The following is a 13,591-nucleotide window of genomic DNA, read 5'->3' as shown; positions in this document are numbered from 1 at the left end:
TTTTCATAAGCAGTTCCTGATGTGGGACTAAACGATATTTCAATTTCCCCCGCGGCCATCGCTTGGGCGGAAACTAAAAACATCAAAAAGAATAAAGCGAGATAACGTTGAATCACTGGCACAATACTTTTCCGACTCATACAAAATATTAATCATTTATTGATTTATGACAGGACAGCGCCCCGTCAAAATACAGGCGTCGAGATACTGGCGACAGAAACGCTCCTTTTGTCACGTTTCTGTCAGTTATTATTCGACATGAGTTAAAATTGTTTGGGTATTAGCTCTGATTCATTTTTGCGACAGATTTGAGCTGTGCAGACGTAATAAATTCACCAAAGGTTTCACACCAAACAATGACTGACGTGTAGTTATCTAAGGGCAGATCTTGAGGAAGAGTGACCATAAAACGGTCAAATGTTTTCACCTCTCCCACCTTCACCATTTGTGACTTCAAGCGATTAAAATCCGCCTCGGTTTCAACAAACGTTGGTGAGAGATACAGCTTATAATCCGGTCCAGGAGCCAATTCTCCTTGAAAAGCAATCGTATCTTCAGTGACCCATAGCTCCCCTTCTCCCCAATGAAGAAAGTCACTATCTGTTCGATTTCGCTCGAACATGCCACGGTAGAGAACACCTTCCGAAGAGTTAGACACAACCGAAACATCTGGTGAATCAGGTTGGATAAGAATAGGCAGTGCATAAATACCCGCAGCAAAACCCGCCACTGCAAACAAGATGTGGCTCACAAGCAATAAAATCCATTTCATCGTTATACCTAGCTTTAACTAACAAGACGTCAATATCAAAGTTAGTTCATAAATCCATTTAAAACAGAGCATTACTACAAACTCAGAAATTTCCTATATAGTTTTAAGGGCAATATCACAATTTCGGTGATAATTTCCCCAACCCATCGCCTTTTTAAAAAGTATGTCACTGTTTTTTAATATATGAGTCCTAACCCGAAGCACGAAAAATAGATATCGTCGCCACTGGTTTTAGAGTGTATCGAAGCAGAGGAATTATCATTCGGCATCTTTTGCGCAAAGAGTTTTTTAAATGCCTATTTCAAACGGTGAAAATGAATGTACCCAAAAAACAGGGAGGAGAATAAAGAGGAAAGTAAACGACTACCGATAAAATAATAAGAAGTACTCTACTGAAGAGCACTTCTGTACCCAAGAAAGTAAGCTTAATCAATCAAACTGTCTTGATAGATCATTTTCTTGCTCATTCCACCATCGACAACCAAGTTGTGTCCATTAATAAAGTCATTCTCTGGATGAGTTAAGAACAAACACGCATTTACAATATCTTTTGCCTTACCTACTCGACCCGATGGATGCTGCTGATGGTCAAAGCTATCTAAATCTTCATACCCTTCAACTTGTATCCAACCAGGGCTTACAGCATTAACGGTAATGGGAGTATCAGACAGAGAAATCGCCATGGATTGAGTCATCGAAACTAAGCCTCCTTTAGATGCACCATACGCATCCCAACCAGCTTCATTTTGATTCCAACGTGTCGAGGCAATGTTGACAATTCTTCCAAAAGATTGAGCACGGTTTAATGCAATAAATCGACGTGAACACGCAAACGCCCCTTTGAGATTGACATCAATGACTCGAGAGAATTCTTCAAAAGTCAGTTGTTCAACTGGTTTGTTAAAGTTAGCGATTGCACCGTTGTTGATCAGAATATCAACCTTACCGTGTGCACGTTGGATCTCATCAAAAGCGAGCTCAATCTGCGTAGGCTGCCCTAGATCGACGTGATAAAACTCGACGCTCGGATTTTGGTTTACGGCAATATCAAACACAATGACCTTCGCTTGTTGGTCTAAATAAGCCTGCGCGAGATACTTACCAATACCTTGGCTGCCGCCTGTAATAACCACCACTTTGTTTTTGTACATACTGCGTTCTTAATTGTTTGAGATGACATTGTTTGAGATGACCTTAATTCTAGAGTGTCAGGGCATAAAAAAATAGGCACGATCCTCGCGAAACCGTGCCTAAAACGAGCTGACTAATCAGCGCTATTGTTGTTATTCGTTATCCAAAGTCCCCTGAGATATAACGTTTAGTACGGTCGTTGTCTGGGTGATGGAAAATGTTTTCAGTCTTACCAAATTCTTCTAGCTTTCCTAGATACATAAAACCCGTGTAATCGGAGATGCGCATCGCTTGCTGCATGTTGTGCGTTACGATAACGATGGTGTACTTCTCACGCAGCTCTGTTATCAGAGTTTCAATGGCGGCGGTGGCAATAGGATCCAGCGCGGAAGTCGGCTCATCCATTAAAATAACCTCTGGCTCTAGCGCAATCGTTCGAGCAATACATAAACGCTGCTGCTGACCACCTGATAAACCATTCGCATCTGCATCTAGCTTATCTTTCACCTCTTCCCACAAGTGCGCACGCTTTAGTGCAGACTCGACACGCTCTCTAACTTCGGCTTTGCTAAATGTACCTTGTATCTTCAATCCAAATGCCATGTTTTCGTATATCGACATGGGAAATGGCGTTGGTTTTTGGAAAACCATGCCCACTTTGGAACGCAGTTCATTGACGTCCGTATTGCTAAAGATGCTCTCACCATCAAGTAAGATTTCGCCTTCAGCGTACTGATGCCCATACAAGTCATATATACGATTTAACGTACGAAGCAGTGTAGACTTACCGCAGCCCGATGGACCAATCAGTGCCGTCACTCGGTTTTTATAGATTGGCATTGATACGGATTTCAACGCTGCATCAGAGCCTTTGTTGTAGTAAAAATTTAAGTTTTGAATGTCCATACGATGAGTCAAACTTGCTGAGACATCGTTGGCGCTAACACTGTGTACCAAAGTATTCATAGTGGATTCATTCATGCTTGCTCTGACTGGATTTAATGTTGCCGTGTTCATGCTCTTCTCGCTTTTAATAATTGCGGCAACGACGTCGCCAGTACGTTAACAATCAAAATAAAACTGGTGATAATCAATGCGCCAGCCCATGCCAGCTCTTGCCATGAGCTGTAAGGGCTCATAGCAAATTGGTATATCGTCACTGGTAAGTTTGCCATCGGTTTGCTCATGTCGGTCGTCATAAAGCTACTGTTTAACGCAGTAAACAAAAGCGGTGCCGTCTCCCCAGAAATACGAGCGATGGATAAAAGAATGGCAGTGATAATCCCCGGAGCTGCGGCGCGGTAACTAAGTTGGGTGATCACTCGCCATTTAGGCGCCCCTACACCGCTTCCCGCTTCTTTCAACGTTGGCGGGACCAAACGTAGCATCTCTTCCGTTGAAGCAACGATCACTGGTAGTGCGAGAACGGCTAATGCGATGGCACCTGCCCATCCAGAATAACCGCCTGTCGGTACCACAATCATGGCGTAGACAAACAACCCGACCAAGATAGAGGGAGCACTCATTAACATACCGTTAAGAAAGCGCAGCGATTCGGCCACTGTGTTTTCTTTATCAGCTTCTGCCAACCACGTGCCCGCAAGAACCCCAATCGGTGCAGCAATCAGAATGCCCAAGCCAGTCAGCATTAAGCTCCCCACAATGGCATTTTTTAAGCCACCTTCACTGCCCGGACCAGGCGTTAACTCGGTGAAGATAGCGAAGCTCAAGCCCTTTATTCCTTCACCAATCAAGGTGTATAAGATGCTCGCGAGAACGAAGACACCGAACGCTGCCGACAAAGTGCAAAATGTTAGAAAGCTAAAGTTCTTTAATTTTCTGCTATTCATGATGACTTCCTTAACAAACGACGAGCAAAACCCATCACAAAGAAAGTGATAAGAAACAACACCACTCCCAGACCAATTAACGATGCGATATGGATTGGATCTGTTGCCTCGTTAAATTGCTGAGCAATCGTCGAAGAAATGGAGCTTGCTGGCATAAAGAATGAAAATTCAATACGGCTCGCACCACCAATAACAAAGGCGACAGCCATGGTTTCACCGAGAGCGCGACCGAGACCTAAAATGCCAGCACTCACTGTTGCATTCTTAACTTTAGGGATAAGCACCTTGGTGATGACTTCAAATGGTGTCGCTCCCGTTCCATATGCTGCTTCACGGAGGACATCCGGAATGGATTTCAATGCGTCACGCGTTAAAGAAGTCATGATAGGCAGAATCATAAATGACAAGATGATCCCCGCCGCCAATAAGCCTATCCCAATCGGCGGACCATTAAACCAACCACCTACCAAAGGGATATCGACCAAATGCACACCGGCCCACATTTGGAAACCTTCAGAAAACCAAGGAACGAAGACAAACAGTCCCCACATGCCGTAGATGATACTTGGTACAGCAGCAAGCAGTTCAATGGCTTTACTTACTGGTTGACTCAACCATTTAGGAGCTAACTCAGCAAGGAATACAGCCGTACCTAACGCAATCGGTGCAGCAATAACAATAGCGATGAAAGAAGTAACCAGCGTGCCATAAATTGCTGAGGCAGCGCCAAATTGACCGTTAATGGGATCCCAAATATCTCTAAAAATGAAGCCTGGACCAAATTCCTTAAAGGCTGGCCAACCACCTTCAATAAGAGATAATAAAATACCAATTAAAGTTACAAAAATTAATAAAGCACTAGCAAAACTCAGCTTATTAAAAACCGAATCGCCGTTCACTTTACTTTTAATAGCTAAAGTAGTCATAATATTTTATATAGTAGCCTGATAAATATATTACTTATCAGGCTACTTGATTAATTATTGAATAATCGTGTGACCGTTAGATTTCAAACCCTCTTTCCAAGTCTCATTAACCATGTTAACGACTTTATTTGGCATTGGGATGTAATCCAACTCTTCTGCAAGTTGACCTTGTTTATAGCTCCATTCAAAGAATTTCACGATTTCTTTCGCTTTGTTCGCATCCGCCTGCTCTTTATGCATAAGAATAAACGTCGCTGCTGTCATTGGCCATGAGTTTGCACCCGGTTGGTCGTTTAACAATAAGTGGTAACCCGGAGCATTATCCCAATCAGCATTGGCAGCTGCAGATTGGAAAGTGTCCATGCCTGGGTTTAGAAACTTGCCATCTTTAGATTGCATTTGTGTATAGGCGAGATCATTTTGCTTAGCAAACGCATACTCTACATACCCAATGGCTCCTCGGGTACGGTTAACAAAGTTTGCTACACCGGCATTGCCGTTCCCGCCAATGGTTGTTGCTTTTTTCGGCCATGTAATGTCTTTGCCAACACCAATAGACTTATGCCATTCGGGGCTTACACGGTCGAGGTAGTCCGTAAAATTGTAGGTGGTGCCAGAACCATCTGAACGGTGGACAACATAGATAGGTTGATTAGGTAGGTCGACATCTTTATTGAGTGCGACAATCGCAGGATCATTCCAGTTTTTGATGTTACCAAGGAAAATATCTGCGAGAACTTTACCTGTTAGTTTCACCTCTCCAGCATCAATACCAGGAATGTTCACCACAGGAACAATTGCCCCCATCACCATTGGAAACTGAATCATGCCCTCTTTGTTCAGCTCCTCGATAGTCAGTGGCGCGTCAGTCGCACCAAAGTCCACTGTGTTTGCTGTAATCTGGCGAATACCACCACCAGAACCAATAGCTTGGTAGTTAATCTGAACACCCGTTTCCTTCTGGTATTGCTCAGCCCATTTCGCATAAATTGGATGAGGGAATGTCGCACCAGCGCCGTTGATCGTTGTTTTAGCAGCAACGCCAAATGATGCTGCAACCAGAACTGAAGACACTAGAGCTGATTTCATAAATTTCACAATATATCTCCGATATAATTTAGTGAGAAATTTGGGCTAATTAAAAACCAATGTTTAATTAGCCCTGTTAGTTTTAGTGTTCAAGTAAAACTAGGTATTGAAATAAATAAACAGTCAATCGGTACTAATCAATCGACGCGTTGAGATTAGAAATTTAATATGACAGTTTTATTAAAGAAATAAGTTAAACAGCTCAGTGTGAATAACAATTATCTCCCGCAAATAATTTATGATAAGAAAAATTCACAAACATCATATGAAATCTATATAGATAAGGACGTTTCTAAGGAAATATGTATGCAATGCAAAATAATAAGATTGCAATTTTTAAATATTGATGAAGGGTAAGGAGTCCTTTAGACTCAAATGATGGATATGTTACTCATCTTCAAAATTTACCTCTTCTATGGCTTAGCTTTCTTCGCCATCTTTTTTGCGATTCTGTTTCGAGATCTACGCAAAAGTCGCATTGCTATTGCTTCTGCTCTGCCCATTCTGGCTTTATTTGGTTTCATCCACGGCTTCCATGAATGGTCCGAACTTTACTTGGTGATGTATGAACACGAATTTACCCTGACTAAAGGCATAGAGACTTTCAAAGTATTTAAGCTCTTGTTCTCATTCATTGCTCTCGGGGCTTTCGCTTGGAAGATGCTAGATCTGACCAGCTGGAAGAAGGTCAAGTACATCAAATACGCCGCGATTGCGGTTCTGGCTCTATTTATCGTTAGCTTGGTTTACCGCTTCGGCAACAAAGAATACGCCATTTATGTCCATAACACCGCTAACCAAGTACGCTGGATTTTTGGTTTAGGCTCTGGAGTCATCTCTGGCCTAGCCATGATGAGCTACGCCAATATTCTTGAAAAAGAAGGTCATGGCGCTTCACTGCCTTTTAAGCTGACGGGGCTTTCTCTCGTTGCTTATGGCATTGCCGCAGGCGCGCTGACGGTCGATTTAGGACTTTGGGTGCTGATCGTTAGAATGGTGTGTGCGCTCTCTATCTTGTGCACTCTTTGGATTGCCCTCAGAGTATTTGACGATGAAAAGAACAAGCAGCTTGAAAGTCATATCCAACTCTCTCAACAAGACGCTAAATTAAAAGAACTTGGTGAACTGACCTCAGCGGTTGCACATGAGATTAAAACACCACTCTCCAGCGCAACCATGAGCTGCGATTTATTGGAAAAACAGCTGCCGGATAACGAAGCAACTCATCGACAACTGGCTAGAATTCGGCAGGGTCTTGAGCGCGCCGCAGAGATCAGCCACGAAGTACTTAACTACGCTCACCATAAGCCAATACGACGTGAGGTGGTTTCGCTCAAAGAGGTTGTGGAACATGCTTTGTCTCTCAATCAATACCGCCTAGAAGGCTTTATTGTCAGTACATCACTAGACGACAAATTGAGTGTGCGAGGCGATGCGGGCCAGTTAGAAGAAGTGGTAACAAACCTCATCGGCAACGCTATCGATGCAAGCCAAGAACATAAACAGATTTATATCGAAACTTATCAAGACAAACTCGTAGCAACACTCTCAATTTCGGATTGGGGAACAGGGATGCCACAAGACAAAATCGCCAAAGCAAAGACGCCGTTCTACACCACAAAACCTCGGGGAGAAGGTACGGGAATGGGACTGGCTATCAGTAATCAAATTATCTTACAACACGGTGGCGAGCTAAACTTGAGGAACTCGAAGAAGAGTGATCAGGTAACAGGCTTAACAGTTGAAATCCGCTTACCAAGGAACATTGAATGACATTAAAACTCTTACTTGCAGAAGACGATGTAGAATTGAGAGAGGTCCTCGTTGAGGCATTAACCTTGGAATCGTTTGAAGTCATCGCATGTGATAATGCAGAGGATGCGTTAGATATTGCTAGCGAGCAACATTTTGACTTAGCGCTATTCGACGTGGTGATGACTGGGATGACAGGTATTGAAGCTCTCTCCACTTTAAGACGTCAACATCCCAACATTGGTATTATCATCACAACGGCATTTGCTACTGTTGACGTTGCTGTCGACGCCATGAAAAAAGGGGCAGATGAGTTTCTCACTAAGCCTTTTAACCTCGCTGCACTATCGGTCACCTTAAAGCGCGTCCATGCTGAACGCTCACCAAAATCCCCTCTTGATGAAAGAAAGCATGACCAAATCTTTAGTGCGTTATCCAACCCAATTCGCCGCTCGGTAATCAAGCAACTTAAAATCCATCGTAAAATGAAGTTTATGGATCTATGTCGAGTGGTGGGTATTGAGGATCACACCAAGTTTAATTTCCACTTAAAACAGTTGGTCAATAGTGGTTTGGTGATCAAGGAAGACGGTCGTATTTATTCACTGACCGAACAAGGTCAACAAGTACATTCCAGTATGCTTTAGACCTCGAGTGTCTATTTGAACTCAGAATGAGAACCCCAAAAAAGCCGACTCAGAGTCGGCTTTTTGTTTATTTGTACTTTTTGTCTACTTGCGCTTTTTAGTTTATTTACTTCGCCTTTACTGCTCAATAGAACGAATTACTTTGCATGGGTTACCAGCGGCTACAACATTCGCTGGGACATCCTTTGTCACGACACTACCCGCCCCAATAACAGAATTCTCACCGATAGTGACACCAGGGCAAACAATCACACCGCCCCCCAGCCATACATTGTCACCAATCGTAATTGGCGTGCCAAATTCAACGCCTTCTTCCACGCGTCCTCTGACATCGAGAGGGTGACCCGCAGTGTAAATTTGCACGTTAGGAGCAAACAAAACATTGTCCCCAATGTGGACTTCCGCGACATCTAACACCACGCAATTGAAGTTGGCATAGAAGTTTTTACCCACTTTAATGTTTGAGCCGTAGTCGCACCGAAATGGCGGTTCAAGGTACGCCCCTTCAGAATCAGGGATCAATTCATCAATCGCACTTCGCCATTCATCCGTATCAGGAATGCTGTTGTTAATCTTTTGCAGAACCTTTCGGCATTCAATTCGCGCTTGGTAGAGCTCTTGGTCCCAAGCATCGTATGGCTCGCCTGCCAGCATTTTTTCTTTTTCTGTTCTCATCGTTCATCTCACCAAAATAAAAGCGCATCAAAGCACATCACAACGTCGCAAAATGTGACTGGCGTAGTGGATTATTTATTTGTGTAAACACTGTGATGAGATTTCAAACAGAAGCTATCCATCAATCTTCTCGGAATGCGCGATTCATACTCTCCGTTAATGGTTTAACCAAATAACTTAGGGGTGTTCTCGGTTCAGACAGAATCAACACTTCTGCATTCATACCAGATGTCAGCCTATGCTTCGCAACATCGTCTTGAGACAGCGCAATACGAGCGAGATAAAAGTCATCTTGATTCTGCTCAGATAATTTATCAGCAGAGACGGTTAATACTGTGCCATCTAGCGGTGCAAGTGTTCTTGCATTTAAAGCCGTTAAACGCACTTGAGCATGTTGCCCTGGACTGATCAAATCAATATCTTGAGGGCTTACTCGAGCTTCCACCAACAACTTATCGTCTTGAGGAACCAATTCCAATAAGGTTTCACCAGAGCCGATAACACCTTGCTCGGTAAATACTTGCATATTGACCACTCTGCCAGAGATTGGCGCAACAATGGCAGTACGCGCAACGACGTCTTTCGCCGAACGGTACTCCTCACGAATTGAAACGATCTCTTTCTTAGTGTTACGCAACTCTTCTACGATTTCATTGAGCCGTTCAAGTTTTAGCTCTTCAACTTTAGCTTGGTTCTCATCCAAACGCTTGCTGACGGTGAGAGACTGGCGATCAAGCTGACTTAAGGTGCTTCGTACTTCTGCAGCAAGGCGCTTTAGCTGTAATAAAGCTGACTTACCTGAAAACCCTTTCTGTACCAAAGCTTGATTGCTCGCAATTTCCTCTTCGATAAATTTGAGGCGCTCCCTTTCAATTACTTTGGTTTCCTTAAGGTTATCCAATTCCAAACTCGCGCCGGAAACACTCTGCGCAATGATGTTTAACTTGCTGTTAAAAAAGCGTTTTCTTGCCTCAAAAATCTTGTTTTGAACAGACTTTGCTTCGGCAACAATCTCACTGTTCACGAACATTGTTAGATCTTGCGACCAAACAATCTCTGGAAGCTCATCCAACTCTGCATTGAGACGATTTTCTTTTGCGATAGTGTGGATGTACTGACCGCCAACAGAGTCCAGCTTAGCGTTAGCTTGACGCTGCGAGAGCTGAATAAGTAATTGCCCTTTTTCAACCAAGTCGCCTTCTTGAACGTAGAGCTTATCAATAATGCCCCCCTCTAGATGTTGGATCTCTTGTCGTTTGCTCAATACAGAAAGATCACCATAAGCAATAGCTGCACTCTCAAGCTTAGACGTCGCCGCCCAATAACCAAGCCCACCTAAAAATAGCGATAGTGTAAGTACGCCAAGCAAAATGGGACCTTTTAAACGAAGCTCCGAAGACGGCATAAAGCGCACCACCTTTTCAGCAGCTAATTCGTTAACGGTTGGCAGTTGATTGCTCATTTCGCACCCTCGGTATATCTGTTCTCTCTTCACCCATTAAACGCTTAAGAACTTCATCTCTCGCTCCATACAGCTTCACGCGCCCCTCAGCCAAGTAGAGCAATCGGTCCATCTGCCTTAACGTGCTTGGGTTATGGGCAATCACAATCACGGTAGAACCTTGGGATTTAAGGTGAGCAATCAAGCGTTGGTACGCCGCTTCCCCCTCTCCGTCTAAGTTTGCGTTTGCTTCATCAAATACAACGACCGAAGGGTCACCATAAACGGCTCTGGCTAAAGCAATTCGTTGGCGTTCTCCACCCGATAAACCTCGTCCGTTTTCACCGACCATGAAATCATAGCCTTTGTTTTTCTTTAGTATGAGCTCATGACAACCAGCTAGCTGAGCGGCTTGAATCACTTTAGCGGGGTCTTCGTCTTTGAAACGCGCAATATTTTCCCGAATAGTCCCAGGAAACAATTCCACTTCTTGTGCTAAGTAACCGAAATGTGCTCCCCGATCTTCAGAAGCCCATGTAGAGACTTCCATGCCATCTAACGTCACTTTGCCCGCAAGAGGCTTGATATTACCAAGGAGCAATCTAGCAAAGGTCGATTTACCAGTGCCTGAAGGACCAATTACGCCAACAGACACACCGGGAGGGATAGACAGCGTAATGGCAGACAAAACTGGCTCCGTTGCACCAGGGTGGCGGTAGGCTAAACCTGTCAATTCGAAGTGCCCTTTAGGTCGAGGCAAAGGCATATCAGACTCATCGTGTTTGACAATCTTGTCTATTTCAAACAGACGGCTGTAAGCGTTTTTTGCCGACATTGCACTGCGCCAAGTGCCGATCGCTTGCTCCATCGGTGATAGTGCTCGACTCATTAAAATTGAGCTCGCAATCATCGCGCCTGCAGTGATCTCATGCTGGATTACCAACCATGCGCCACCACCTAACAAACAAATTTGTAATGAGCCTCGAACAAACTTGGAGAAATTAGTAAGGTAGATCGATTTACCCGCCACACGCTGCTCCAACTGGTTGGATTCATTCACTCTAGAATACCAACGCTCTAAAAAGGCGTTCATCATGCCCATCGCAATGATTGAGTTTGAGTTTTGAGTCGCGACTTCTGCTTGATTGATATGGGAAATCGAACGAACTTCACTCTCTTGTAAGGTTTTGCGTGTCACAAGCTCATTAATTAACCCCAAACTAAACAGCACAATAGAGCCACCTAGGGCTATGTGACCCAACATAGGGTGCAGCAGATAAACGAATAAAATGAAAACGGGGGTCCAAGGAGCATCAAGTAAAGGGTATGGCGCTTGGCTACTTAAAAAGCTTTTGATGTTTTGAATGTCTCTCAGCACTTGAGAGGTGTAGCTTTTACCCGTGTGGGCTTGGTATTGAATACTGCGTTTAAGCATAAATACCGACAGTTTTGAATCTATCCAATAACCGAAGGATTTACTCATTTGAGCGCGAGCAATATCGATAAACGACATGGTTAGTAGCGCTGCAAGTACGATAACCGTTAATAAGAAAAGCGTATCAATGGAATAGGAAGAGATTACACGATTGTACACCTGCAACATGTACAAAGGGATTGAAAGTACTAATAAATTTATAAATAAACTAAAGCCAATCAGCAAACCTGTGAGCGTGCACAGTTTCTGTTTAACTTCTTTGAAAACCGTATTTTGCACGATTACATCCACATATGTTGATACGTGGGCGCTAGTAATCTAGCGCCCAATAGAATGACTTAGATAATGAATAAGTCGCTTCCGTATGACTCGATATCTTCTTGCGTGACGCCAATTAGTTTCACAGTTAAGTCTGCACCGTCCGTGAACACTGCGCTGCCGTTCGCATCGTAAGTAAACGTCAGGTCTTCATATGATGTTACTGAATCACTGACGATATGAAGTGAATCTTCACCAATAGTGAAATCAACGACCTTCGCCTCACCATGACCACCAAACTTATCTGTGAAGATAAACTTATCTGCGCCAGTACCACCGATCAGCACATTGTCACCTGAACCAGATAGAAGCGTATCGTCACCGACACCACCGTTAAGCTTGTTGTCACCTAATAGCCCTAGCAATTTGTCATTACCTGTACCTCCGCCCAAGTAATCATTGCCTTCACCAGCCTTCAAAATATCATCTCCGGCACCGCCAATAAGACGATCGTCTCCCGCGCCACCTACGACGTAGTCATTGCCGCCGCCCGCAACAAAGGAGTCATTGCCACCAAATCCAACAAAGATGTCGTTGCCGCCATCAAAGTCAGTTTTATGGTTGTCACCTGAATCACCGTTGTGCGTATGATTTATACTCATTATTGTTCCCTCTTGGCTTTATTTTTGAATAGACCTTTTCACGTCTGGACTACGACTCAATTTCAGACATAAAAAGTCTAATAAATAACCTCAAAGGAGCGAGTTTGAATATGGGATGAGATTTAAAGCTGACTCAATTATCAAAAAAATATTAACTCATACTTTCTTCAATATTCTTTATCCAATACAAAGAGTTACTAGTAGTACTAAAGATTTCTTTTTGCCCAACTTGTTGCTTGGGTTCGATTCTTTACTTCAATTTTTCTAAAAATGTTATAAAGATGAGATTTAATTGTATGTTCACTGATAAATAAAGAATCGGCAATTTCCATATTTGAGCCACCTTCTTTCAAAATCTGTAGCACTTGTATTTCTCGTCGGGTTAACTCCACTTCTATAGCTGGCTCAATAATTCGATTCACTTCCTTATCTTTGTAATAAGTAAGTAACTGTTCTAACAGTCGACGTGATAACCAGTTTTCGCCTTTTATAATTGCCTCTAAGCCCTGACATAACTTGTTCATAGAATCATTGGGACCAAAAATCCCTTTCACGAAAGGCCACGCAGCCAACTCTTCTATTTGAAGCTCATGCCCAAGGTTAAGCATTATTGTTCCTAGTACTTTTTCATTATTTTTTAAATAATCTAAAGTTTCAGAAGGAGTATCTATAGAAAAGTCAACAAGTAGAAAATACTTCTCTGGAATAAGTTCGTGGTAACTAGGATTCTTGTTATCAATAATCGTAATCTTGGTTTCGGTATTCTTAGAAAGCATCTCCTTGAAGTTTTCACTCTGTAAACTTTGCTGAGTGATCATTAGGATTTCAGGCTTATCCTTATTGTTTTCCATAATGTTTCTCATACTTTCACTAACGTATCATTCTAAATTTAATAATTATTAATCAGCACTTGGTCTCATATCTAAGTGCTAGTCGCTAGAGTATGTTTATTT

The 13,591-nt window shown here is 43.0% G+C and carries 13 protein-coding genes; 2 read left to right on the top strand and 11 right to left on the bottom strand.

The window, feature by feature from the left end; genetic code table 11:
• Positions 1-280 precede the first annotated feature (280 nt).
• The 6 genes from OH459_RS05665 to pstS all read right to left on the bottom strand — a co-directional run bounded on the left by OH459_RS05665 (position 281) and on the right by pstS (position 5,768).
• Complete coding sequence (locus OH459_RS05665) at positions 281-772, bottom strand: DM13 domain-containing protein (protein ID WP_017189571.1); 492 nt, start codon at positions 770-772, stop codon at positions 281-283.
• Between the two features lie 425 nt (positions 773-1,197).
• On the bottom strand, positions 1,198-1,923 hold the full coding sequence (locus OH459_RS05660) for an SDR family NAD(P)-dependent oxidoreductase (protein WP_017189572.1): 726 nt from the start codon (positions 1,921-1,923) through the stop codon (positions 1,198-1,200).
• A gap of 139 nt (positions 1,924-2,062) precedes the next feature.
• Positions 2,063-2,920 (bottom strand): phosphate ABC transporter ATP-binding protein PstB, encoded by an 858-nt coding sequence (gene pstB / locus OH459_RS05655; protein ID WP_171904753.1) that lies wholly within the window; start codon positions 2,918-2,920, stop codon positions 2,063-2,065.
• Entirely contained in the window at positions 2,917-3,753 is an 837-nt protein-coding gene (gene pstA, locus OH459_RS05650) for a phosphate ABC transporter permease PstA (RefSeq protein WP_005452801.1), read from the bottom strand. Before pstA ends, pstB begins: the two co-directional genes overlap by 4 nt.
• Entirely contained in the window at positions 3,750-4,679 is a 930-nt protein-coding gene (gene pstC / locus OH459_RS05645) for a phosphate ABC transporter permease subunit PstC (protein ID WP_009697019.1), read from the bottom strand. Before pstC ends, pstA begins: the two co-directional genes overlap by 4 nt.
• 54 nt (positions 4,680-4,733) lie before the next feature.
• Positions 4,734-5,768 (bottom strand): phosphate ABC transporter substrate-binding protein PstS, encoded by a 1,035-nt coding sequence (pstS, locus tag OH459_RS05640; protein WP_029788215.1) that lies wholly within the window; start codon positions 5,766-5,768, stop codon positions 4,734-4,736.
• Positions 5,769-6,146: 378 nt separating this feature from the next.
• Between pstS and OH459_RS05635 the strand changes: the two genes are divergently transcribed.
• Both OH459_RS05635 and OH459_RS05630 read left to right on the top strand, forming a co-directional pair.
• On the top strand, positions 6,147-7,541 hold the full coding sequence (locus OH459_RS05635) for a sensor histidine kinase (protein WP_047514082.1): 1,395 nt from the start codon (positions 6,147-6,149) through the stop codon (positions 7,539-7,541).
• On the top strand, positions 7,538-8,167 hold the full coding sequence (locus OH459_RS05630; protein WP_005452815.1) for a response regulator: 630 nt from the start codon (positions 7,538-7,540) through the stop codon (positions 8,165-8,167). The genes OH459_RS05635 and OH459_RS05630 overlap by 4 nt, the downstream gene beginning before the upstream one ends.
• Before the next feature lie 117 nt (positions 8,168-8,284).
• Here the strand turns inward: OH459_RS05630 and OH459_RS05625 are convergent, their stop codons facing one another.
• From OH459_RS05625 to OH459_RS05605, 5 genes are all read right to left on the bottom strand, one after another.
• Positions 8,285-8,842: a sugar O-acetyltransferase gene (locus OH459_RS05625; protein WP_009697016.1), complete on the bottom strand. Its 558-nt coding sequence runs from the start codon at positions 8,840-8,842 to the stop codon at positions 8,285-8,287.
• A gap of 121 nt (positions 8,843-8,963) precedes the next feature.
• Complete coding sequence (locus tag OH459_RS05620; RefSeq protein WP_017189575.1) at positions 8,964-10,304, bottom strand: HlyD family type I secretion periplasmic adaptor subunit; 1,341 nt, start codon at positions 10,302-10,304, stop codon at positions 8,964-8,966.
• Positions 10,279-11,997, bottom strand: coding sequence for a type I secretion system permease/ATPase (locus OH459_RS05615; RefSeq protein WP_026000269.1), 1,719 nt, complete (start codon positions 11,995-11,997; stop codon positions 10,279-10,281). The genes OH459_RS05620 and OH459_RS05615 overlap by 26 nt, the downstream gene beginning before the upstream one ends.
• Before the next feature lie 59 nt (positions 11,998-12,056).
• Entirely contained in the window at positions 12,057-12,638 is a 582-nt protein-coding gene (locus OH459_RS05610) for a calcium-binding protein (RefSeq protein WP_005452823.1), read from the bottom strand.
• Positions 12,639-12,844: 206 nt separating this feature from the next.
• A complete protein-coding gene (locus OH459_RS05605; protein ID WP_017189577.1) occupies positions 12,845-13,501 on the bottom strand; it encodes a LuxR C-terminal-related transcriptional regulator in 657 nt (218 codons plus the stop codon).
• Between the last annotated feature and the right edge of the window lie 90 nt (positions 13,502-13,591).

Origin of the sequence: Vibrio sp. MM46 (genome assembly GCF_027587135.1) — a bacterium.
Taxonomy (GTDB): domain Bacteria; phylum Pseudomonadota; class Gammaproteobacteria; order Enterobacterales; family Vibrionaceae; genus Vibrio; species Vibrio harveyi.
Note: the sequence above shows the minus strand (reverse complement) of the source record. Positions and strands in the feature narration are given on the sequence as shown.